This is a genomic window from Rhodoferax sp. P1_F3, assembly GCF_056405715.1.
In genome coordinates this window covers 322,122-342,412 of sequence record NZ_JBFUBO010000002.1, presented here as the reverse complement: position 1 = coordinate 342,412, position 20,291 = coordinate 322,122, and the positions used below count along the sequence as shown (strand labels likewise).

Annotated in this window: 21 protein-coding genes; 10 read left to right on the top strand and 11 right to left on the bottom strand. The window is 61.9% G+C overall.

The annotated features are described in order from the left end of the window. Positions 1-10: 10 nt before the first annotated feature. Positions 11-1,105 carry a 3-deoxy-7-phosphoheptulonate synthase gene (locus tag AC1DZ5_RS04270; RefSeq protein ID WP_477886394.1) on the bottom strand — a complete coding sequence of 365 codons (1,095 nt, stop codon included), beginning with the start codon at positions 1,103-1,105 and terminating at the stop codon, positions 11-13. A gap of 178 nt (positions 1,106-1,283) precedes the next feature. Between AC1DZ5_RS04270 and AC1DZ5_RS04265 the strand changes: the two genes are divergently transcribed. The 7 genes from AC1DZ5_RS04265 (at position 1,284) to AC1DZ5_RS04235 (ending at position 5,483) form a co-directional block, all read left to right on the top strand. Further along, complete coding sequence (locus tag AC1DZ5_RS04265; RefSeq protein WP_477886391.1) at positions 1,284-1,439, top strand: hypothetical protein; 156 nt, start codon at positions 1,284-1,286, stop codon at positions 1,437-1,439. A 27-nt stretch (positions 1,440-1,466) separates the two neighbouring features. Next, positions 1,467-2,618: an AAA family ATPase gene (locus AC1DZ5_RS04260; RefSeq protein ID WP_477886389.1), complete on the top strand. Its 1,152-nt coding sequence runs from the start codon at positions 1,467-1,469 to the stop codon at positions 2,616-2,618. Continuing rightward, positions 2,615-3,217, top strand: a complete 603-nt coding sequence (locus tag AC1DZ5_RS04255; protein ID WP_477886387.1) for a hypothetical protein — start codon at positions 2,615-2,617, stop codon at positions 3,215-3,217. Before AC1DZ5_RS04260 ends, AC1DZ5_RS04255 begins: the two co-directional genes overlap by 4 nt. 13 nt (positions 3,218-3,230) lie before the next feature. Beyond that, positions 3,231-3,377: a hypothetical protein gene (locus AC1DZ5_RS04250; protein WP_477886385.1), complete on the top strand. Its 147-nt coding sequence runs from the start codon at positions 3,231-3,233 to the stop codon at positions 3,375-3,377. A 58-nt stretch (positions 3,378-3,435) separates the two neighbouring features. Beyond that, a complete protein-coding gene (locus AC1DZ5_RS04245) occupies positions 3,436-3,765 on the top strand; it encodes a type II toxin-antitoxin system RelE/ParE family toxin (protein ID WP_477886382.1) in 330 nt (109 codons plus the stop codon). After that, positions 3,758-4,885, top strand: coding sequence for a helix-turn-helix domain-containing protein (locus AC1DZ5_RS04240; RefSeq protein ID WP_477886380.1), 1,128 nt, complete (start codon positions 3,758-3,760; stop codon positions 4,883-4,885). Before AC1DZ5_RS04245 ends, AC1DZ5_RS04240 begins: the two co-directional genes overlap by 8 nt. Before the next feature lie 73 nt (positions 4,886-4,958). After that, a complete protein-coding gene (locus AC1DZ5_RS04235) occupies positions 4,959-5,483 on the top strand; it encodes a retropepsin-like aspartic protease family protein (protein ID WP_477886377.1) in 525 nt (174 codons plus the stop codon). A gap of 14 nt (positions 5,484-5,497) precedes the next feature. Here AC1DZ5_RS04235 and AC1DZ5_RS04230 read toward each other — a convergent pair whose 3' ends face one another. After that, positions 5,498-5,956, bottom strand: a complete 459-nt coding sequence (locus AC1DZ5_RS04230) for a winged helix-turn-helix transcriptional regulator (RefSeq protein ID WP_477886375.1) — start codon at positions 5,954-5,956, stop codon at positions 5,498-5,500. Positions 5,957-6,082: 126 nt separating this feature from the next. Here AC1DZ5_RS04230 and AC1DZ5_RS04225 point away from each other — a divergent pair, with 126 nt between their 5' ends. Continuing rightward, a complete protein-coding gene (locus tag AC1DZ5_RS04225; protein WP_477886373.1) occupies positions 6,083-6,925 on the top strand; it encodes an NmrA family NAD(P)-binding protein in 843 nt (280 codons plus the stop codon). Here the strand turns inward: AC1DZ5_RS04225 and AC1DZ5_RS04220 are convergent. Both AC1DZ5_RS04220 and AC1DZ5_RS04215 read right to left on the bottom strand, forming a co-directional pair. Continuing rightward, on the bottom strand, positions 6,922-7,428 hold the full coding sequence (locus AC1DZ5_RS04220) for a DNA-deoxyinosine glycosylase (RefSeq protein ID WP_477886371.1): 507 nt from the start codon (positions 7,426-7,428) through the stop codon (positions 6,922-6,924). The two genes, AC1DZ5_RS04225 and AC1DZ5_RS04220, sit on opposite strands and share 4 nt — an antisense overlap. A 6-nt stretch (positions 7,429-7,434) precedes the next feature. Continuing rightward, a complete protein-coding gene (locus AC1DZ5_RS04215) occupies positions 7,435-7,749 on the bottom strand; it encodes a rhodanese-like domain-containing protein (protein ID WP_477886370.1) in 315 nt (104 codons plus the stop codon). Between the two features lie 82 nt (positions 7,750-7,831). On the opposite strand from AC1DZ5_RS04215, the gene AC1DZ5_RS04210 reads away from it, so the two are divergent. Then, entirely contained in the window at positions 7,832-8,413 is a 582-nt protein-coding gene (locus AC1DZ5_RS04210) for a TMEM175 family protein (protein WP_477886367.1), read from the top strand. A gap of 6 nt (positions 8,414-8,419) precedes the next feature. Here the strand turns inward: AC1DZ5_RS04210 and AC1DZ5_RS04205 are convergent, their stop codons facing one another. Genes AC1DZ5_RS04205 through AC1DZ5_RS04180 form a run of 6 tightly spaced genes read right to left on the bottom strand, consistent with a single transcriptional unit; the run spans position 8,420 to position 16,980 of the window. After that, positions 8,420-10,594: an alpha-galactosidase gene (locus AC1DZ5_RS04205; RefSeq protein ID WP_477886364.1), complete on the bottom strand. Its 2,175-nt coding sequence runs from the start codon at positions 10,592-10,594 to the stop codon at positions 8,420-8,422. A gap of 2 nt (positions 10,595-10,596) precedes the next feature. Beyond that, on the bottom strand, positions 10,597-11,697 hold the full coding sequence (locus AC1DZ5_RS04200; protein ID WP_477886363.1) for an ABC transporter ATP-binding protein: 1,101 nt from the start codon (positions 11,695-11,697) through the stop codon (positions 10,597-10,599). 14 nt (positions 11,698-11,711) lie between these two features. Beyond that, positions 11,712-13,949, bottom strand: a complete 2,238-nt coding sequence (locus tag AC1DZ5_RS04195) for a glycoside hydrolase family 2 protein (RefSeq protein ID WP_477886361.1) — start codon at positions 13,947-13,949, stop codon at positions 11,712-11,714. Between the two features lie 9 nt (positions 13,950-13,958). After that, entirely contained in the window at positions 13,959-14,777 is an 819-nt protein-coding gene (locus tag AC1DZ5_RS04190) for a carbohydrate ABC transporter permease (RefSeq protein ID WP_477886359.1), read from the bottom strand. Between the two features lies 1 nt (position 14,778). Beyond that, entirely contained in the window at positions 14,779-15,675 is an 897-nt protein-coding gene (locus tag AC1DZ5_RS04185) for a carbohydrate ABC transporter permease (protein ID WP_477886357.1), read from the bottom strand. Between the two features lie 30 nt (positions 15,676-15,705). Then, positions 15,706-16,980, bottom strand: coding sequence for an ABC transporter substrate-binding protein (locus AC1DZ5_RS04180; RefSeq protein WP_477886355.1), 1,275 nt, complete (start codon positions 16,978-16,980; stop codon positions 15,706-15,708). A gap of 360 nt (positions 16,981-17,340) precedes the next feature. Here AC1DZ5_RS04180 and AC1DZ5_RS04175 point away from each other — a divergent pair, with 360 nt between their 5' ends. Beyond that, the gene (locus AC1DZ5_RS04175; protein WP_477886353.1) at positions 17,341-18,357 is read left to right on the top strand and encodes a LacI family DNA-binding transcriptional regulator; all 1,017 of its coding nucleotides are present in this window, start codon (positions 17,341-17,343) and stop codon (positions 18,355-18,357) included. A gap of 62 nt (positions 18,358-18,419) precedes the next feature. Here the strand turns inward: AC1DZ5_RS04175 and AC1DZ5_RS04170 are convergent, their stop codons facing one another. Continuing rightward, positions 18,420-20,255 carry a sigma 54-interacting transcriptional regulator gene (locus AC1DZ5_RS04170; RefSeq protein WP_477886351.1) on the bottom strand — a complete coding sequence of 612 codons (1,836 nt, stop codon included), beginning with the start codon at positions 20,253-20,255 and terminating at the stop codon, positions 18,420-18,422. Positions 20,256-20,291: the final 36 nt, after the last annotated feature.

Below are 20,291 nucleotides of genomic sequence, written 5' to 3'. Positions count from 1 at the left end.
GGTGCTGCGCTCAGGCCGCAGCCCGCCGTGCCCGCACAGCCGCCGCCAGCTCCTGCAGCACCGGCACGGTTTGCACCATGCTGATGCAGGCGTCCGTCACCGACACCCCGTGCTTCAGCGTTTGGCCAGCCACGATGTCCTGCCGACCTTCGCTCAAATGGCTCTCGATCATGATGCCGGTGATACGCGCATCGCCCGCAGCAATCTGCGCGGCCACATCGGCGGCCACCACGATCTGACGCGCGTGCTGCTTGCTGCTGTTGGCGTGGCTCACGTCCACCATCACCTGCTCGCGCAGGCCTGCAGCCTTGAGCAGCGCGCAGGCCGCGTCTACATCGGCCTTGCTGTAGTTGGGCTGCTTGCCGCCACGCAAAATCACGTGGCAGTCGTCGTTGCCGCGCGTCTCAAAAATGGCGGCCTGGCCCATCTTGGTCATGCCCATGAAGGCATGCGCGCCCTGCGCGGCCTGGATGGCGTCGGTGGCCACCTTGATGCCGCCGTCCGTCCCGTTCTTGAAGCCCACGGGGCACGACAGGCCACTGGCCAGCTGGCGGTGGCTTTGGCTCTCGGTGGTGCGTGCGCCAATGGCGCCCCAGCTCACCAGCTCGCTAATGAATTGCGGTGACAGCAGGTCCAGAAACTCAGTGCCCGCGGGCAGGCCCAGCGCCAGCACATCCAGCAGCAGGCGACGCGCCATCTCCAACCCTTCGTTGATGGCGAAGCTGTCGTCCAGGTGCGGGTCGTTGATATAGCCCTTCCAGCCCACCGTGGTGCGCGGCTTCTCAAAGTACACGCGCATCACTACCAGCAAGTCGTCCTTGAGCGCATCAGCTTGCACCTTCAGCTGCCGCGCATATTCCATGGCTTGGTCATGGTCGTGGATGGAGCAGGGCCCCACGACGACAACGAGCCGGTCATCCTGACCATGCAGCACCTTGGAGATGGCCGCGCGGCTGCTCTCCACCAGCGCCTGCGCCGCGTCGGGCACGGGCAGCTTTTCTTCCAGCAGCGCCGGTGTGATCAGCGGACGCACCGCTCCAATGCGCACATCGTCGATGCGCGTGGTGTCGTGGGTGGTGAGGGCGGCGGTTGTGGAGCTGGTCATACTATGAAATTGATAGCTGCTTGCGCAGATTGGACGGGGGCTAGAGGGTTGTTTAGTATGCATTTTAGGTGGTCGAGCACTAGCGAGTCTTTTCTCGTCACCAGCGGGTCTTTACAAGGCGGGCTTTCCAATTGCCAGAACCCGCAGAACCAGGCCACAGGCCGATCCAAGTGGCAGAATGCTTTGCGGTTTTGCCACAGCCATCGCCACCATTGAGGCCGACACCCGCGTAGCCCAACTGCGCCGCCTGTGCACCGACCTGCGCCAGCGCCTGACCGCTGGCCAATCCACACAAGCCCATCTGGCCGAAGCGTTGGTGGAAAATGTCGCTTAGTCCTCTTTACCCGCCGAAGGCAATACCATGCTCATTAGCAACATTCGACTGAAAAACTGGCGCAACTTCCAATCGCTGGATTTGCCTTTGCGCGGGGTGTCCTATGTCTTAGGCCCCAACGCTTCTGGCAAGTCCAATTTGTTGGACGCGTTGCGATTTCTGCGCGATGTCAGCAAAACCAAGGGCGGTGGGTTGCAAGCAGCCATTGCGGAACGGGGCGGCATTTCAAAGGTACGTTGTCTGCATGCTCGGCGTGATCCCGAGGTGGAGATTGACATTGAACTCTGCCACGAGTTAGACCTGCCACCTGCGTGGCGATATGTTTTGGCTTTCAAGCCGGAGGGCACGGGCGCGCAGCGTCTGCTGGTTTCTCGCGAGCAGGTTTGGAAAGACGGCAAACTGGTGTTGAATCGCCCGGACTCCAAGGACGATGCGGACGTTTTGCTCCGAACCCAAACCCATCTGGAGCAAATTCAGACCAATATCAAGTTCCGCGAAGTGGCTGATTTTCTGAGCGATATCACGTACCTGCATCTGGTGCCGCAGTTGCTGCGCTTCGGCGAGAAAATCGGTGGGCATCGGCTAACGGACGACCCTTTTGGACAAGGCTTTCTGGAGCGCCTGGCTAAGACGCCAGAGAAGACCAGAAACTCGCGCTTGGCCAAAATTTCCAAGGCCCTGTCGTTAGCGGTGCCACAGTTTGAAGATTTGCGTTATACGCCAGACAAAATGGGCCACCCCCATTTGGAGGCTCGTTACGCACACCATCGCCCCAACGCCGGGTGGCAGTCTGAGGAGCACTTTTCAGACGGGACGCTGCGCTTGTTTGGCCTGCTATGGGCGTTGTTGGAAGGCAGTTCCATGCTGTTACTGGAGGAGCCTGAAATTTCGCTCAACGATGCGATCGTGAAAGAAATTCCTTTGATCGTGGATCGACTACAGCGTGATCGAAAAACAAAGCGGCAAGTCGTTTTGACCACCCACAGTGATGCGCTTTTGAGTAACCCCGGCATTGATGAACGGGGCGTAGTGATTCTGGAAACTGGCAAACAAGGCACTACGGGGCGCCCCTTGGATGCCAGCGAACGGCAAGCGCTGGGTTCCGGTCTCAGTGTCGCTGAAGTGGTGTTGCCCAAGACCCGCCCCGAGAAGGTATCGCAGTTGGGCTTGTGGCAATGACACCCATTGCAATTGCAACGGAGGACCAGCTGAGTGAGGCGATTGCGCTGCGCCTGATTGCTGACGTACCAACGCCGCATTTCATCCAGCTCAAGTTGGGCAGGACAGGTAATGGTTATCTGAGGTCCAAGATGAGTAGCTGGTATCAAATGGCACAACACCAAGTGATGCTGGTGCTGACCGACTTGGATAGTGCCAATTGTTTGGTTCAATTTCGTGATCAATGGTTGGTCGCTGCGCCGCCACAAAACCTGCTGCTGAGGATAGCTGTTCGCGAAGTCGAGTCGTGGGTGCTGGCAGACCACATTGCGATGCGCGCGCTGATTGGTGCAAAGGGTGTTTTGCCTGCTGCGCCTGATGAACTGGCAGACCCCAAGCAGACGTTGTTGAAGCTCGCGAAGAGCGCGCCCAAACAAGTCAGGGAGGACTTGCTGAAAACCATCAACGGCAACTTGGCACAAGGCTTGGGATATAACGCCCGCCTGACCGCGTGGGTCAACTCCGAATGGAGTCCGCAACGTGCGGCAGAACGCTCTCCAAGTTTGGCGAGGGCTCGATTACGGCTGAATGAAGTGGTGGGTGCATTCGCTTTCCCTTAATGTGGGCAAGCGTGTGCTCCCACCCCTCGCCGAACAATCCCGCATCGTCACCCGCGCAACCCAGCTGCGCCGCTTGTGCGCCGACCTGCACCAGCGCTTGACCGCCAGCCAATCCACCCAAGCCCATCTGGCCGAGGCGCTGGTTCAAGAGGTTTTGTAATATTATTTACCTATCAGGTAAATAATATATAATCGAGTTTCACTAAACGGAGGTGTTCTTGGAGATCAGATTCAAGGACAAACAGCTACAAGATCTTTGCAACAAAAAGGTCGCAGCTGTTAAAAAGCTTGGGGATATTGGTGCGCGCAAGCTGCGAACGCGATTGGCGGATATTGCGGCCGCATCACGCGTGTCTGATTTGATTGCAGGTAACCCGCATCCACTCAAAGGAGGTCGCCTTGGGCAATTCTCTTTGGATTTGGCAGGCGGCTCGCGCTTGGTCTTTGCGCCTGCAAATGATCCCATGCCGCGTCGGGACGACGCATCCATCGATTGGTCTGCTGTGACCATCGTTTGCATTGAATACATCGGGGACTACCATGACTGAATTGGCAGATCGCGGCGCAGACGCGCCTTTCGCGCCGGATTGGGTGTCACCCCCCGGGGACACCATACTTGACTTGCTGGAAGAGCGCGGCTGGACGCAGCAGCAGCTGGCAGATCGACTGGGCTATTCGCTGAAGCACGTGAACCAGCTCATCAAGGCCAAAGTGCCTTTGACAGAGGATGCGGCAATTCGTCTTCAGAACGTGCTGGGTGCGCCGGTCGGGTTCTGGCTTACCCGCGAAGCACAGTACCGCGAGCGTGTTGCGATGCAGGATGCAGCGGAGCGCCAAACCGGGATGGTGCCTTGGTTAGAGCGCTTTCCTATCAAAGAAATGATGGATATTGGCGTGTTGTCCAAGCGGCGTGTAGATGCAAAATCCAAACCCAGTTTGGTCGGCGAGTTGCTCAGCTTCTTTGGTGTTGCCAGTCCTGACCAATGGGACAGTCAATACGGATGCATGGAATTGGCCTTTCGCCGCAGTCGCGAAGACCAAGCGGATGTGGCCGCCATATCCGCTTGGCTGCGCATGGGTGAACGCATTGCCGAGAAGCTGGACGGGCCAGCCTACGACGAGGCGCGACTCAAGGCGGCGTTGGTTGAGATCCGAGGACTCACTTGCCAGACGCCTCAAGAGTTTCAGCCTCGCATGCAGCGGCTGTTGCACGAGGCAGGCGTTGCGTTTGTTTTGGTGCCTACCTTGCCTCGAACGCATGTGTCGGGGGTCGCTCGCTGGTTGCATGCGCGGCGGCCGCTGATTCAGCTGTCCTTGTACGGAAAACTCAACGACCGGTTTTGGTTCAGCTTCTTCCATGAGGCCGCGCACATATTGCTGCACAGTCAGCAAAAGAAGTCTGTATTTTTAGATGATCCTTCAAAAGCAGAATCGTCTTCGACAGAGGAGCGTGAAGCGAATGCTTGGGCGCGGGATTTTTTGATTGAACCTGGCTCCGCTGCTGCGCTGACAGATATCCCTCATACTAAACCCTCCATCATTCGATTTGCGCGGTCTATTGGTGTGCATCCAGGCATTGTTGTTGGACGCATGCAGCATGACGGATTGTTGGATGTGCGATGGCTCAATGACTTGAAGGTGAGTTTCAATTTTGCGGGCAGACCATAAAAGTCCGCAATGGGAATGTCTGCCAAATGAAGAGTCTGCTTAGACGCCGATAAGGGATTTTCGATTCCACGCAATGAGCACGAACGAATCCGAAAACTCCAACGACTTGCCCACCAGCCTCAAGTGGGGCCCGCTAGGCATCGTCGCCGTGTGGCTGGCGGTCATGGGCGCGCTGTACCTGCTGTCCGCGCAGTACCTCAAGCCCAAGGCCGTGGCGGTGTTGCCGGGTGGGGTGCTGGTGATCCCGATGGCGCCGGATGGGCACTTCTATGCCACGGGCACCGTGGGCGGCAAGCCGGCGCGGTTTTTGGTGGACACGGGTGCGTCCATGGTGACGGTAAGTGCGGCGTTTGCGCAGCAGGCGGGGTTGGCTGGTGGTACGCCCACGGTGTTCAAAACAGCCAATGGTGATTTGCAGGGGCGGGTGCTGACCGATGTGCCCGTATCTCTGGGCCCTGCGCAGGTGTCGGGGGTGCGCGTTGGTGTGGGGCTGGTAGGTGGTGAACCGGATGATGCGCTGCTGGGGCAGAGCTTTCTGAACAAGTTTGAGATCACGCTGGCCGACCGCCAGATGACGCTCAAACCCAAGCCGCAGTAGCCCTGCTGCGCAGGCTAGGCGGGCGATGCCTTGGCCGTGCTGGGCGCCGGCCGCTGGCTGAGTCGGTACACGCCGGCCTGCGGCGCCGCATCCTTCTGTGCCGCCGAGTCATAGGCGGCCTGCGCGGCCCACACCGCGTCCATATTGCTCTCGGCCCAATGGGCAAGCACCGACACCGTTTGGGTCAGCGTGCCGCCCAGCGGCGTCAGCGTGTATTCCACGGTCACGGGGCTGGTCTGGAAGACCTGGCGCGCCACCAGGCCGTCGCGCTCCAGCTTGCGCAGCGTTTGCGTCAGCACCTTTTGGGTGATGCGCTTGACGTCGCGCTTGAGGGCATTGAAGCGCAAGGGCCCGCCCTTCAGCCGGTCCAGGATGAGCAAGGCCCATTTGTCCGCCAGGCGCTCCAGCACCAGCCGGGTGGGGCAGCGGTCTTCGTACACATCCAAAGGCATGCAGTTCGGGTTCATGGACATGGGAGCTCCTGGGTGGGGTGGTTTCCACAAGGAAACCTGGTTACGTTGAAGTGCGTTCTATCGCAAATTCAAACGGATGGCAAAAATATACCTGGTTTCTTTTAAATACCATCAAGGAGTTTCATCATGAGCGGAAAAATTTTGGTTATCGGCGCGGGTGGCAATGTGGGCCGCCCTCTGGTCAAGGCCCTTCGGGCGCGGGGCGAAGTGGTGCGGGCGGCCAGCCGCAGCGGCGCGTCGGTGGAGGGCGCCGAGGGCGTGGTGTTTGACTTTGCCAACTTCGCCACCGTGGCCCCGGCCCTGGAAGGCGTAGACCGCGCCTACCTGCTGTTGCCCGCCGGCTACCTGGAGGCCACCCAGCTGCTGCTGCCCGTGGTGGATGCCCTGGCCGCACGCAAGATCAAGATCGTGTTCCAGAGTGCCATTGGGGTGGACGCAGACGATTCCATCCCCTACCGCCAGGTGGAACTGGCCGTGGAGCGCGCGGGCGTGCCCTTTGTCATCCTGCGGCCCAACTGGTTCTCGGACAACTTCCACACCTACTGGAAGGCCGGCGTGGCCCATGGCCAGATCGCCGTGCCCGCAGCACAGGGCAAATCCAGCTTCGTCGATGCGCGCGACATTGCCGACAGCGCGGCCGCCGCCCTCTCTTCTTCGCAGTTTGACAACCGGGCGTTCAACCTGACCGGACCCGAAGCGCTAGGCTATGCCGAAGCCGCCACGCTGCTGACCGAGGTGCTGGGCAAGCCCGTGGCCTACACGCCAATTGAGGATGCGCCTTTTGTGGAGATGCTCGCCGGCGCGGGCGTGCCCCGGGGCTATGCCAGTTTCCTGGCATCCATCTTCTACCCCGTGCGCGAAGGCTGGACAGCGGCGCCTACCGATGCGGTGCAAACCCTCACGGGCCACGCCCCGCGCTCCCTGCGCACCTACGCGCAGGACAACCGGGCGGCTTTGCTGGCGCCTTAACGCACCAGCCCGTGCCGCTCCATAACCACTCGCCACGCTGCCAGCTTGCGCTCAAACGTCCAGCTGGCGTTGGCCGGGCTGGTGCTGGGCAGTTTGTAGACGGGCACACCCAGGGTTTGCGTGTGGCGCGCGTGCTTGTGGCTCTCGCCGCCGTTGTGGGCAATGGCCTGCAACTGCGGTAGCCGCAGGCCGGCAATGTCGTTGACCACGGCGTTGCGGATGGCGGTGTCCAGGCTGCCTTCGCGCTCGCAGCTGGCGTACACATCCCACACGCCCAGCCCGCGCTCCAGCAGCCAGGCGCTACGCTTTTCATAGCTGCTGGCGCATATTTCATGGGGGCTAGAGGGCCAAATGGCTTGCAATATCTTCCAGAACTGGTTTTGCGGGTGGGCATAGTATTGCTGCGTCTGCAGCGAGCGCACACCAGGAAAGCTGCCCAGAATCAGCACCCGTGTGGCGGATGACACCATGGGCGCCAGCCCGACCAGAGGTGTGGCGTCCATGGCGCCTTATTTCTTGGCCAGCGCCTTGCGCGCCTGCTCGATGCCGCCCGCGTTCTCGGCCTTGCTGTAGCCCAGGTCTTTCAGTGTGGTCAGCGCCCGGCCACTCAGCACGCCGGACTGGCAGTACAGCTTGATGGTGTCGTCCTTGCCAATGCCGGCCTTGGCCACGCCCTGGGCAATGTTGCCGTGTTCGATGTTGATGGCGCCGTCGACGTGGCCCGCCGCGTATTCCTGGGGCGTGCGCACGTCGATCACCACGTCTTTGGCCTGGGCGCCCAGGCTGAGCAGGGCCAGCATGCAACTGGCAAGCAGTGTTTTCATACGGTGTCTTTCTTCAAAATGTGCCAATGGCAAACCGCCATTGTGGACAATTGCCAAGACCCCTGCTGACCGGAGCACCCCGATGAACAAAACCCGACTCGAAGCCTTTAGCGATGGCGTGATCGCCATCATCATCACCATCATGGTGCTGGAGTTCAAGGTGCCGCACGGCCAAGAGTTTGCCGACTTGCTGCCGCTGTGGCCCATCTTCCTGAGCTATGTGCTGAGCTTTGCCAACGTGGGCATTTACTGGAACAACCACCACCACATGTTGCACGCGGTGAAGCAGGTGAATGGTGCCATTCTGTGGTCCAACCTGAACCTGCTGTTCTGGCTGTCGCTGATGCCTTTTGCCACTGCCTGGATGGGCGAGAACCATTTTGGCGCGGTGCCGGTGGCGGTGTACGCGGTGGACCTGTTGATGTGCGCCATCAGCTACACGCTGCTACAGGCGCAGATCATCAAGTCGCAGGGGCCTGAGTCGCTGCTGCATGTGGCCGTGGGCAACGACCGCAAGGGCAAGATCTCGGTTGCCATCTACGTGCTCTCCATCCCGTTGGCGCTATTGGGCTACCCCTGGGTGTCCGGCATCCTGTTGGCCGCCGTGGCCTGCATCTGGTTCATCCCCGACCGGCGGATTGAGAAGAAGCTGGTGGGTGAGTGACGCTGGCTACTGCGGAATAAACCGCAGCCGGTAGATCAACGCACTCTCCGCATTCATGCGGGGTAGCGGCAGGCCCACCGCGGCCAACCAAGCGCCATGCGCAGTGGGTGGCAGGGCCTGCTGGGCGCCGGCGGCCAGGGCCGCGTCGTTCAGCGGGCTGCTGGTCCAGTCGGGCGGTGTGGGGTCCAGCCGCTCGATGGTGTAGTGGGCGGCGGGGCGCAGCATGGGCAGGCGCAGCGGTGGTGTGTTGCGGTGGCTGGTGGGCGTGGTGCGGTAGACCAGCAGCAGCACCTCGCTGGCATTGGCGTCGCCATGGGCTTGCCACAGCACGCCGTCGCCGGCCTCGCCCAGCCACACCTGGCCGGTATGCAGGCGGTTGCGCAGCTGCTTGTACAGCCCCACCCACTGGCCTAGCGCCATGCGCTCGGCATCGCTCATGTGGCGCACGTCGGCTTCGATGCCCAGGTGACCGCTTAGTGCCACACCGGCGCGAAAGTTCAGGCTCTGGCTGCGGCCGGTGGTGTGTGCGGGCGCGGGGCCAATGTGGGCGCCCAGAATCTCCGGTGGCAAGAACTGCAGCGCACCGCGCTGGATGGCCACGCGCGACAGCGCATCGTTGCAGTCGCTGGTCCACACGCGGTGGGTGTGGGCCAGCACACCCATATCGAGCCGGGCGCCGCCGGAGGCGCAGCTTTCAATCTCCAGCTGTGGGTGGGCGGCGCGCACGCGGTCCAGCAGCGCATACAGCGCGTGCACGAAGCTGCGGTAGGCGGGGCGCCCCAGTGCGTTGCCAGCCGTGGTCAGGTCGCGGTTCATGTCCCACTTCAGGTAGGCAATGGGCACGTTCTGCAGCAGGGTGTCCAGCTTGGTGAACAGGTAGTCGGCCACCTCGGGGCGGGCCACGTCCAGCACCAGCTGGTTGCGCATGGTGAGCAGGGGGCGGCCCTCAAGCTGCAGCGCCCAGTCGGGGTGGGCACGGAAGAGCTGGCTGTCGGGGTTCACCATCTCGGGCTCCACCCACAGGCCAAACTCCATGCCCAGTTCGTTCACATAGTTCGCCAGCGGCTGGAGGCCGTGCGGGTACTTGCCGGCGTCGGGCCACCAGTCGCCCAGCGCAGCCTGGTCGTTGTGGCGGCCCTGGAACCAGCCGTCATCCAGCACAAAGCGCTCTACGCCCACGCTGGCGGCGGCTGCGGCCAGCGCGCGGATGTCTTCGGTGCGGTGGTCAAAGTAGACCGCCTCCCAGGTGTTCAGGTGCACGGGGCGCGGGCGCATGCGGCCACCGGGCCAGGGCAGGCGACTGCGCACCGTGGCGTGGAAGTTGGCAGCCAGGCCGTTCAGGCCCGTGGTGGCGCAGCTGGCGAACAGCGTGGGTGTCTGCAGCGATTCGCCCGCGGCCAGGCGTACTTCGCCGGGTGCGAGCCATTCGCCCATTTGCCACTGGTATTGGCCATCGTGCAGCCATTCAATGGCCTGGCGGTGGTTGCCTGACCAGGCCAGGTGCGCGCCATACACGGTACCCGTGTGTTGCGTGCTGCCCGGCGTGGTGACCACAGCGCCCGGAAAGCTGTCGTGCGAAGTGCGGCCGCGCCGGTTTTCGCGCTGCCAGGTGCTGCGCGAGAGCGCATCCACCTGCAGCTGGAATTCGTTGGCCCATTGGCCGGTGTAGGAGCGCACGCCCTGCGCATGGCCTGGCAACGGCACCGTGCCCGCGGCCAGCCAGTGCACGTCCAGCACCTCGGCACCGTCGTTGCGCAACTCGCTGCGCAGCTGCAGCACGTCGTGTGCGTCCAGCGCCATGTGCAGCACCAGGCGCAGCTGGGCCACGCTGTCTGTCAGATGGATGGCGATGCTTTGGCCCGGCATCAGGGTCTCGATGCGGCAGGCTGTGAACTGCTGTGCAAACTGCTGCCCGCCGCGGTGCGCCAGCAGCGCGCTCTGGCCGTACCAGCCCACGCCAAAGGTGGGCGCCACGGTCAGCGGCTGGTCAAACTCCATGCTGCTGGGCGGGATGGCCCGGCCATCGCGCAGCGGCGCCAGGGGCACGCAGTTATCCGGCAAGCGCGGGCCCCAGTAGCGCCACAGCGGTGCCTCATGCGGGCGCACCTCCAGCACCACACTGCTGTGGGTGCCATGCAAAACTGTGAAGGTGGCAGAGGCCTCGGGCGCGTGGGTAGGCATGTTCAGTTGCAGTAAATACGTTGGCCGCTCTTGTCGAACAGCAGGGCCTTGGCCGCGTCAAAGCGCGCTTCCAGCATCTGGCCCGAACGCAAGCTGCGGCCGTGCTTGGTCTCGATGACCACCATTACGCCACTGCTGGAGCGGGCGTAGGCAAAGGTCTCGCCGCCCAGGTGCTCCAGCATGTCGATGGTGACGGGCAGCGTGGCGCTGCCGTCTTCCTGGAAATGCTCGGGCCGTACCCCCACCGACACCTCGGTGCCCACGGCGGGCAGGTTGCCGTCCAGCGGCAGGGTCACCACGGCATTGTCAAAACCCGCCAAGGCCACCTGGCATTGGTTCACACCGTTGAAGCGGTTATGGCCGGTCACCGTGCCGTCAAAAAAGTTCATGCGTGGCGAGCCAATGAAGCCGGCCACAAAGGTGTTGGCCGGGTTGTCATACAGCTCCAGCGGCGCACCCACCTGTTCCACCACCCCAGCGCGCAGCACCACGATCTTGTCGGCCAGTGTCATGGCCTCCACCTGGTCGTGCGTCACGTAGATGATGGTGCTACCCAGCTCGCGGTGCAGGCGCGCGATCTCGATGCGCATGTGCACGCGCAGCTCGGCGTCCAGGTTGGAGAGCGGCTCGTCAAACAAAAACACCTGCGGGTCGCGCACGATGGCACGGCCAATGGCCACGCGCTGGCGCTGCCCGCCCGATAGGGCCTTGGGCTTGCGGTCCATCAGCGGGCCCAGGCCCAGGATGTTGGCCGCCGCGTCCACCTTGGTGGCCACCTCGGCCTTGGCCACACCGGCGTGCTTGAGCGCAAAGCCCATGTTCTCCCGCACCGTCATGTGTGGGTACAGCGCGTAGCTCTGGAACACCATGGCAATGCCGCGCTTGGACGGGTCCACGTGGTTCATGACCTGGTCGCCAATGCGCAGCTCGCCGCTGGTGATGTCTTCCAGGCCCGAAATGGCGCGCAGGAGGGTGGACTTGCCACAGCCCGAGGGGCCCACGAAGACCACAAATTCGCCGTGTTTGATGTCCAGGTCCACGCCGCGGATGATGTCGATCTCGCCGAATGATTTGCGGACCTGGGTGAGTTTGACGTCTGCCATGTTCTTTTCCTCAATTACGCGGCGCGCAGCGCCAGACGTTGCTCGCCCATGCGGCGGGTCGATACACGCACAGTGATATCGCCCACGGCGCCGGTGGTTTCCAGCCAGAAGCCGGTGGTGCCGCCCTTGAGTGTGAGCAAGTCCGGGCCCAACAGCTTGGCCGCACCGGTCACTTCCACCTGCACCACATCATCCATGAACGGCAACAGGCGGCCGGCCTGGTCCAGCGCGCGCACGATGACGCGGGTGGCGTCTTTCTCATGGGCGTGCAGTTCGGTGTCGTCCACTTGCACTTGCAGCGTGGTGGGCAGCGGGTTGCCAGAGAGCTTGACGGTGGAGACGGCCTTGCCGTCGATAAAGCCGGTCACCGTGGCATCGCGCCACAGCATGCCCCACGCGCCCAGGTCGGCCATGTTGACATGGCGGTTGTCAAAAATCACGGGGGCGTGTGGCAGGTGGGGGTAGCGCCCGCGGTCGGGCTCTGCGCGCTTGGCCGCAAAGTCGCCTACCTTCAGTTCCACGTAGTCGCAGTTGGTCAGCACGATGAGGGGCAGTACATCGCAGCGGTCTTTTTCGCCGCGGGCCCAGTAGGTCACGGGCTCCAGCACGATTTGCTCCGCCGGGCTGCACTGGCTGGTATAGCCCCAGGCGGCGAACTTGGGTTCACGGAAGATGTCCAGCACGCCGTGGTGACAGATGCGGTCGCCCGCACCAAAGTCCTTGTGCGTGTTGTAGTCGTACATGCACCAGCCAATGGCGCCGCTGATGACGGGATTCTCGTACGCCTTGTTCAGCACATCCAGGTGGCGCGTGACATGCTCGGCCTGGCGGTCTTCGGGGTCGATGCGCTTGGTGGGGTACATGTGGCCGTTGAACTCGGTGATGAGGTAGGGCACCTCATGGTCCAGGCCTGTCACCTGGCGGGGCTGGCGCAACGGTGTGGGGGCAATGCCCTTCATCCACTCGGGTGTGGCCACGTGGCAGAAGTCGTTCACGGTGTACACGTCTTCCAGCAGTTCGCTGTTTTCGATGTAGCGCACGCCGCCGGTCTGGCGCGTGGTGTCCAGGCTGCGGGCCATGGCGTTGGTGCGGGTGTAAAAGTCGTGGTTGTCCTGCGACTCGTTGATGCGCACGCCCCAGATGATGATGGAGGGGTGGTTCCAGTCGCGTTCCACCATGCGGCGCACGTTTTCTACCGACTCGTCTTGCCAGGCTTGGCCGCCAATGTGCTGCCAACCCGGGATTTCTTCAAACACCAAGAGGCCAATTTCGTCACAGCGGTCCAGGAAGTAGGTGGACTGCGGGTAGTGTGAAGTGCGCACCAGGTTGCACTTGAGCACGCTCTTCATCACGTCGGCGTCTTTTTCCTGCGCGCGCCGGCCCATGGCGTAGCCCACATAGGGGTAGCTTTGGTGGCGGTTCAGGCCGCGGATTTTGAGGTGCTTGCCGTTGAGGAAAAAGCCCTCGGTGGTGAAGCGTGCGGTGCGGAAACCAAAGCGCGTGCTGAGCTGGTCGTGGTTGTCCAGGGTGGCGCGCACCAGGTACAGCTGGGGCGCGTCCAGTTCCCAGAGCTTGATTCCTGCGAGCTGTGCAAAGCTGGCTTCAAAGCCTGTGGCGCCCAGGGCAACAGACTGCTGGTGCAGCACGGTGCCGTCTACGTGGCAGAGCTCCACCAGGGCCTTGCCACTGACGGGGGTGTTCGTAGGGTTGGCCAGAAATCCCTTGACCAGCACACCCTTGGCGTCCGTCAGCTCGTGCGATGTTTCCACCTTGAGGTTGGCAATGGACACTGCATCCGTCACTTGCAGCCATACGTCGCGGTAGATGCCGGCGTAGGTGAGGTAGTCGATCTGGCCGCCGAAGGGCGGGATCTCGGGGTTCTCGCTGCCATCCACTTTCACGGTGATGAGGTTGTCGCCTTCCTTGAGCAGGCCGGTGAGGCGGGCGCTGAAGGGGGTGTAGCCATCCTTGTGCGCTGCGACTTGCTGGCCGTTGACCCAGACCACGCTGTTGGCCATGGCGCCGTCAAAGCGCAGGCTCACCTCGCGCCCGGCGAATGTGGGTTGCCAGGCCAGCGTGTACTGATAGCCGAATTCCTTCTGGTAGCTGCGCTCGTCCAGGTAGGTCATCTCCAGGTCCACCGCGTTGTGCGGCAGGCGCACGGAGGTGCCGGTTGCGGCATTAGCCACGAATTCTGCAGAGAAAGAGGTGTGAAAAGTCCAGCCCGAGACGAGCTTGGTAACGGTACGCATGTGAAAACCTTATTTGACGGAGCCCAGCATGCCCTGTACGAACTGCCGTTGCATTGCGAAGAAAACGACCAGGGTGGGCAAGGTGGCCAGCATGGCGGCCAGCATGATCACGCCGAAGTCGGGGAAGTAGGCCGAGCCCAACGAGGACAACACCAGGGTGATGGTCTTGAGCTCGGGCGACTGCAGCACGATGAGGGGCCAGAGGAAGTTGTTCCAGGCCGCCATGAACACGATGATGAACGCCGCCGCATAGGTGGAGCGCATCACAGGCACATAGACAAACAGGAAGATCTGCCATTCCTTGAGGCCGTCCAGGCGAGCCGCTTCGCGCAGTTCGGAGGGGAAGGCCTTGGTGCTTTGGCGGAAGTAGAAAACGATGTAGGCCGATGCCAGCGCGGGCAGGATGACGCCCAGGTGGGTGTCCAGCAAATCAAACTGCGCCATCAGGATGAACAGCGGAATCATCAGCGCAGCAAACGGCACCATCAGCGTAAGCAGCAGGCCGTTGTAGACGCGTTCACGCGCCTTGGAGCTGAACACCTCAAAGCCGTAGCCCGCCATGGACGAGATGAGCAGCGTGAAGAAGCCGCCCACGATGGCAATTTTTCCGGAGTTCCAGAAGACCTGTGCGACGTCAAAGCTCTTGTTGAGCTTGGCCAGGTTCTCCATCAGGGCGCTGCCCAGGGTGAACTTGCCTTTGGTCACGTCCACCGAGGCGTTGGTTGCGCTGATCACCATCCAGGCAAACGGGAACAAGGAAACAAAGGCCATCACTCCCAGAAAGAGGTAGACGCCGGCCATGCGGAATTTTTCAGCCCAGTTGGTCATGTCAGTTGCGCTCCCGGGCGGCATAAAACTGGATGGCAGCCAGCGCGGCAACCAGCAGCACGATGACGTAGGACACCGTAGCGGCGTAGCCGAAGTTGGGCACGAACTTGAACGACAGGTTGTAAATGTACATGGACAGCGTGAGCGTGTTATCGGAGAACACGGTGCCCACGGTGGTGATGTTCATGGGTTCGTCGAACAGCTGTAGCGTGCCGATGGTGGAGGTCACCGTGGTGAACAGGATCACCGGCTTGAGCATGGGGATGGTGATGGAGACAAAGCGGCGGTAGGCCGAGATGCCATCAATACGCGCGGCCTCGTAGATCGACTTGTCGATGTTCTGCATGGCCGCCAGATAAAAGATCATGTTGTAGCCGGTCCAGCGCCAGGTGATGGCGATGATGATGACTACCTTGGACCAGAACGGATCGTTCAGCCAGGGAATGGGCTCACTGATCAGGCCCAGCCACGCCAGTGCGTGGTTGACCAGGCCGTCATACGAAAACATGCTCTTGAACACGACCGAATACGCCACCAGGGAGGTGACGCACGGCAGAAAGACCGCAGTGCGCAACAGCCCGCGAAAGCGCAGGTTCGGCATGTTCAGGCAACTGGCCATGACCAGCGCCAACATCAGCATGATGGGCACCTGGATCACCAGAAAGATGCAGGTGTTTTGCAGCGCTTTCAGAAAGACCGGATCACCGGCCAGACGCACCATATTGCCCGTGCCTACGAACTCAACCACCGTTCCCTGCCCGGCATGCAGGGACATCCACAGCGACCGGACGATCGGGTAGGCCATGAAGACCCCGATCAGTCCCAGTGCGATGGAAACAAATAGCCAACCGTTGACGTCGTAAAAACGCCGGTAGCTGGTCGTAGGCGTGGGCGCCATGGTGCTCCTAGGGTGCAGTGTTGCTGTGTCTTACTTGATTTGCGAGGCGAGCTGGTTGTGGATGTTCTCCAGCGCCTTCTCCACCGGCAGACCTTGTGCCAATCCAGGCAGTTGAGCGGCCACGGCGGCGTCACCTTCGGCGGTGTAAATGCCGTAGTTCACGCTAGGCACCTTGCCCATCCAGTCGCTGAACTGTTGCCACACCTTGGCGCCACCGAAGAAGGGGTCTGCTTCGGAATAGGCCTTGCCGCTGCGCGATGCCAGCAGCGAGCCCACGGCACCGCGGGACTGCAGAATGTTTTGGTAGAAGTCCACATCCTTGGCGTACACCTCGTTCAGGAAGTCTGCTGCGGCAGCCTTCTCCTTGCCTGCGGCCAGCACGTACCAGCTGGAGCCGCCCAGGTTAGAGGCGTTCACGGCGCCCGGCACGTTCAGGCGCGGCGTGGCAGCCACGGCCCATTTGCCGGACTGGCTGGCTTCGGCCTTCACCGAGCCGGTGATCCACACGCCGGTGATGACGGAGGCCACATCGCCCTTGTTCAAGGCACCGACCCACTCGCCCCAGCCCGAGGTGGGCTTGTAAATGCCGGCCTTCATGAACTTGACCTGAGTTTCCAGGGCGGCCTTCAGGGCGGGGTTGTTTTTGATGTCGAGCTTGCCGTCCTTGTCAAAGTACCAGCGGCCGGCGGACTGCATCATGATGCGGATGCTGGCAATGTCTTGCGGGTCCATGGCAAACATCTTTTTGCCCGTCTTGGCTTCGACCTGCTTGCCGATTTCCAGGTAGCGGTCCCAGGTGATGTTTTGCATGTCCTTGTCGCTGAAGCCGGCCTGCTTGATCAGGTCGCTGCGGTAGTACATGCCGGTGGTGCCGGTGTCAAATGGCAGGCCGTAGACCTTGCCGCCCATGCTCATCAGGTTGACCTTGTAGTTGGCAAATGCCTTGTGGTCCACCTTGCCAGACAAGGGCTCGAAGGCACCCGGGAAAGAGCGCAGGTACTTGGGGGCGTTGTAGTCCTCCACGAGCACGATGTCGGGCAGGGTCTTGGTCACGCCGGAGGCCAGGGTGGTTTGCAGCTTTTGCTCCACGTCGGCCTTGGCCATGTCCACGATCTTGAAGGTCACATCGGGGTGCTTGGCGGTGTAACGCTTGGCCGCCTCTTGCATGATGGCAATGTTGAAGTTGGGGTCCCAGGCCCAGATGCTGACTTCACCGGCGTTGGCGGCGTGGCTGGCCATCAGGCCGGTGGTGCCTAGGGCCAGGCCGATCATGGCGGTCAGGGTGCTGCGTTTGGCGAAATTCATGATGTGTTTTCCTGTCTTTGTGTCAATGAATAAGTGGCAAGTGGCGCTCAGTAAAACACTGGTGCGCTTGGCTTGTTGTCTCCGGTAAGCGTGTAATGACGGTGGTGCGACTGGCATCCTTTCCAAAATTTAAGCGGTTAAATTTTTGACCCGATCTGCGGCCTGCGTTCGCTGACTAGCCAGGGAGCGACATCCCGGAAGCTCTCTTGCAACACCCCGAAAATTAAAATTTAAGCGGTTAAATTCAGCAGTTTTTGGAGTATACCTAGGGGTATTCGCAAATAAACCGCCTCCTAGGGTAAGTCCTAGGATTCAAAAAAACGTATCCATTGATGCCAGTTCACACAAAGTTGCAGCGCCATGGCCACCCTGAGTGAAGTCGCCCGTTTGGCCGGTGTCACCACCGCCACGGTGTCCAACGTGCTGCGCAACACGCAAAAGGTCAAACCTGCCACGGTGCAGAAGGTGCAGGAGGCCATCGCCGCCACCGGCTACCGGCCCAACCTCATGGCGCGCGCGCTGGCCGAAGGCAAGTCGTCCATGGTGGCGCTGGTACTGCCCGATATCAACAACCCGTTCTACCCCGAGTTCGTGCGCGTGGCCGAGCGCGTGGCGCGGCACCGCAACTACTTCCTCATGGTCTGCAATACCGACGAGCGCCCCGACATTGGCCGTGCCTACCTGCACCAGATTGCCGGCACGTTGGCAGATGGCGTGCTGGTGCTGCACACCGGTATCAGCGCAGACGACATCAACGAGCTCAAGACCCGGCGCTCCCCCATCGTGCTGGCATCTGAAGAAAAGGTGGATCTGGGCGACAACATCCCCCATGTGGTGGTGAACTTTCACCGTGCTGGGGAGATTGCCGGCCAGCACCTGCTGGGGCTGGGGCACACGCGTATCGGCGCAATTGTGGGGTGCGGTCTGGAGGGGATGCAGGTCGGGCGGCTGGACGGTTTTCGCAGCGCACTGCAGGTCGAGGGAGTGGCGCTGCCTGACGCAGCCATCCGCAATGTGAGCGACACGGTGGCTGGCGGCCACGATGCGGCGGTGTCGCTGCTGGAGCGGCACCCGGATATCACCGCTATCTTCTGCACCAACGACTTGATGGCCTATGGCGCCTCGCAGGCACTGGCGGACCAGGGCATCCGCATTCCGCAAGACATCTCGCTCATCGGCGTGACGGACATCCAGATGGCCAGGGACATGCGCCCGGCGCTCACCACCGTGGCGCTGGGCATTGAGCAGGTGGCCACCCTTTCCATCAACCTGCTGCTGGACCTGATTGAAAACCCCGCGCACCAACCCACCATCGTGCGCGTACCTGATCCGGTGCTGGTGGTGCGTTCCTCTACGGGGCCGGTGCGCAGCATCTAGCATTTGCTCCTGAAACAGGAGCTACTCGCGCACATTCCACGGGGGCTAGCGGCCGTTTTGCCTTAATCTGAAGCCTGGAGCGCTTCAACCAGCAGGCCATGCTTGCGCGCCCGGTAAGCCAGTTTGGGGCGGGTGGTGTTGAGCAGTCGTGCTGCGGCGGACAAATTGCCGTGGGCTGCGGTGATCGCTCGCTGCAGGGTGTCACGCTCCATTTGCTCCAACGAGGGCGGCACGGTTGGCGCATTCAGCAGCGCAGCATCTGCGTTCGGGCCCGGATGGGTGGGGGAGTCCCGGTTCAGGGTTCCAGAGTCCCCCTGCATCCGCAGCGTCATGATGTCTTCGCTGAGCACCTCTCCACCGGTAAACAGGTGGTGCACACCAATCAGCCCATCTGCCTCCGCCATGATGACGGCACGCTCGATGAGGTTTTGCAGTTCACGGATATTGCCCGGAAAGCCATAGTTGAGCAGGGCGCGAACAGCGGGTTGTGTGAAACCTCCGACGTTGCAGGCGTGTTTGTGCCGGTAGTGGTTGAGGAAGTGGTTCATCAGCAGCGGAATGTCGTCCCGCCGCTCCCGCAAAGGGGGGAGGTGAATGGGAAACACGTTGAGCCGAAAGAACAGGTCGTTGCGAAAACGCCCCTCGTGCACCGCCTGGCGCAGGGTTTCATTGGTGGCGGCCACCACGCGCACGTCGACCGCAATGCTGCGGGTGCCGCCCACACGCTCTATTTCGCCTTCCTGCAAGGCCCGCAGCAACTTGCCCTGGGCCACAAAACTGAGGGAGCCAATTTCGTCCAGAAACAGCGTGCCGCCGTTGGCACGTTCAAACCGTCCGGGCCGTGACTGGTTGGCGCCGGTATAGGCGCCGCGCTCCACCCCAAACAGCTCGGACTCGATCAGCGTATCGGGGATGGCGGCGCAGTTGATGGCAACAAAGGGCTGGTCTTTGCGCGGGCTGATTTTGTGCAGCATGCTGGCAAACTTTTCCTTGCCCACACCGGACTCGCCCGTGAACAGGACGGTCGCGGAGGTGCGCGCCACGCGGTTGAGCTGGTGGCACGCCGCGTTGAACGCGGAGGACGCGCCCACCATGGCGTCACCTGCGGTTCCTACCGCGGGGAGTGACGCGGCCTCGGGGCCGGGGCGCGCATAGGCCGCCGTGTCGACAAACTCGGTGGCGTTGAGGTAACGCATGTCTTCCTCAATGTCGTCCCACTTGTGGGCCGACTTGCCGATCACGGCGCAATGGGCATCGCCCATGGAGCGGCACAGCGTTTCCCGAAAGACAATGAGGCTGCCAAACAGCGTGCTCACATAGCCGGTGGCATAGCCCACCTGCATCCAGCAACTGGGGGACCCGCCAATTCCGTAGGCGGCTATGTGCTCATCGTCTTCGCTGGAGTTGTGCCACAGGAATTCGCCTTCGTAGCCGCCGGTGTCCGGGTCGTAGGCGGCGCGCACCAGTTCCACCTTCACCAGCCCTTCCAGGGCGTGCAAGCGCGTGCCGGCCATGGCAGCGGCCAAAGGGTCGGCTTCGGGCCACTGCTTGCGTACCAGTTCCGCATCGCGCGCGCCACTCACGTAGCCAGCCCGGGTGAAGAGGCCGCGTGCGCGCTCCGTCCCCAGGCTGTCAATCATTTCCCGACGCAATGAGCCCAAGGCCTCGGTGTGCAGCAGCACCATGCGTTGGTCCTGCAGCCAGATGCGGCCATCGCCCGGCGAGAAGAACAGGCATTCGCTGATGTCCGCCACGGTGGGGTGTGCGCTGTTGCCGGCCTGGGTGGTGGTGAAGCCACCCAGGACTTTGGTGCCGCCGCCCACAGCCAGGGACTCCGGAATGGTGGCGCCGGCGTTGCGCGCCATGGCGGCCAGAGAGATGCGCTGCGAAATTTGCATGATTTGGAACGATTGCTTGAGCAAATGAGTAGTCGT

Excerpts from the sequence above, each read along its gene's own strand:
- AC1DZ5_RS04235 (WP_477886377.1), top strand. The coding sequence starts at position 4,959 with ATGAGCACGAACGAATCCGAAAACTCCAACGACTTGCCCACCAGCCTC.
- AC1DZ5_RS04170 (WP_477886351.1), bottom strand. The coding sequence starts at position 20,255 with ATGCAAATTTCGCAGCGCATCTCTCTGGCCGCCATGGCGCGCAACGCC.
- AC1DZ5_RS04230 (WP_477886375.1), bottom strand. The coding sequence starts at position 5,956 with ATGTCCATGAACCCGAACTGCATGCCTTTGGATGTGTACGAAGACCGC.
- AC1DZ5_RS04180 (WP_477886355.1), bottom strand. The coding sequence starts at position 16,980 with ATGAATTTCGCCAAACGCAGCACCCTGACCGCCATGATCGGCCTGGCC.
- AC1DZ5_RS04205 (WP_477886364.1), bottom strand. The coding sequence starts at position 10,594 with ATGCCTACCCACGCGCCCGAGGCCTCTGCCACCTTCACAGTTTTGCAT.
- AC1DZ5_RS04190 (WP_477886359.1), bottom strand. The coding sequence starts at position 14,777 with ATGACCAACTGGGCTGAAAAATTCCGCATGGCCGGCGTCTACCTCTTT.
- AC1DZ5_RS04175 (WP_477886353.1), top strand. The coding sequence starts at position 17,341 with ATGGCCACCCTGAGTGAAGTCGCCCGTTTGGCCGGTGTCACCACCGCC.
- AC1DZ5_RS04260 (WP_477886389.1), top strand. The coding sequence starts at position 1,467 with ATGCTCATTAGCAACATTCGACTGAAAAACTGGCGCAACTTCCAATCG.
- AC1DZ5_RS04270 (WP_477886394.1), bottom strand. The coding sequence starts at position 1,105 with ATGACCAGCTCCACAACCGCCGCCCTCACCACCCACGACACCACGCGC.
- AC1DZ5_RS04215 (WP_477886370.1), bottom strand. The coding sequence starts at position 7,749 with ATGAAAACACTGCTTGCCAGTTGCATGCTGGCCCTGCTCAGCCTGGGC.
- AC1DZ5_RS04210 (WP_477886367.1), top strand. The coding sequence starts at position 7,832 with ATGAACAAAACCCGACTCGAAGCCTTTAGCGATGGCGTGATCGCCATC.
- AC1DZ5_RS04195 (WP_477886361.1), bottom strand. The coding sequence starts at position 13,949 with ATGCGTACCGTTACCAAGCTCGTCTCGGGCTGGACTTTTCACACCTCT.
- AC1DZ5_RS04185 (WP_477886357.1), bottom strand. The coding sequence starts at position 15,675 with ATGGCGCCCACGCCTACGACCAGCTACCGGCGTTTTTACGACGTCAAC.
- AC1DZ5_RS04240 (WP_477886380.1), top strand. The coding sequence starts at position 3,758 with ATGACTGAATTGGCAGATCGCGGCGCAGACGCGCCTTTCGCGCCGGAT.
- AC1DZ5_RS04255 (WP_477886387.1), top strand. The coding sequence starts at position 2,615 with ATGACACCCATTGCAATTGCAACGGAGGACCAGCTGAGTGAGGCGATT.
- AC1DZ5_RS04200 (WP_477886363.1), bottom strand. The coding sequence starts at position 11,697 with ATGGCAGACGTCAAACTCACCCAGGTCCGCAAATCATTCGGCGAGATC.
- AC1DZ5_RS04220 (WP_477886371.1), bottom strand. The coding sequence starts at position 7,428 with ATGGACGCCACACCTCTGGTCGGGCTGGCGCCCATGGTGTCATCCGCC.
- AC1DZ5_RS04225 (WP_477886373.1), top strand. The coding sequence starts at position 6,083 with ATGAGCGGAAAAATTTTGGTTATCGGCGCGGGTGGCAATGTGGGCCGC.
- AC1DZ5_RS04265 (WP_477886391.1), top strand. The coding sequence starts at position 1,284 with ATGCTTTGCGGTTTTGCCACAGCCATCGCCACCATTGAGGCCGACACC.